Annotated in this window: 1 protein-coding gene; it reads right to left on the reverse strand. The window is 61.3% G+C overall.

What is annotated here, in order from left to right:
- Positions 1-193: hypothetical protein (locus ACIRS4_RS37415; RefSeq protein WP_404204615.1), on the reverse strand; the 193-nt coding region annotated here is incomplete at its 3' end.
- Positions 194-465: the final 272 nt, after the last annotated feature.

Raw genomic sequence — 465 nt, forward strand, 5'->3', positions numbered from 1 at the left:
CGAAGTACGACACCCCCGCACCCTCGAGGACAATGACGTCGGAGACCTGGCCGAGTTGTGCGGAAACGCTGGTGAGATGCAATCGCTTCCCGGTGGGAACCGTCGGAAACGTGAACTGGCATTGCGATCCGGGGCAGGTCGACGAATCGGCGACGGACGCCTCTGCCTGATAGGGCTCGATCGAGCTTGCCATCTGCGAGATCCTCACTGTGCGATCGACGGTGGTCGATATCCGACCTCGGCAATGGCTTGTGGGAGCGGCCAACGGGTAAATGATACGACCGCGCCACCCGGACATGCCTCGAATACGCCGTGCGCGGCGATCCTAGGCGAGGTCACAACCTGGCTACCGAGCTGAGGCCTTGGTTCTGGGGTCATGGCCAGTGAGGCTGTTCGATTGCTATGGAATAGCCATCGGCTATTGCTCTGGTGATCAGGAGGGGGCACTGTGAAGTGTGCCGGTGG

The organism is Streptomyces sp. NPDC101166 (assembly GCF_044768125.1).
Classification (GTDB): domain Bacteria; phylum Actinomycetota; class Actinomycetes; order Streptomycetales; family Streptomycetaceae; genus Streptomyces.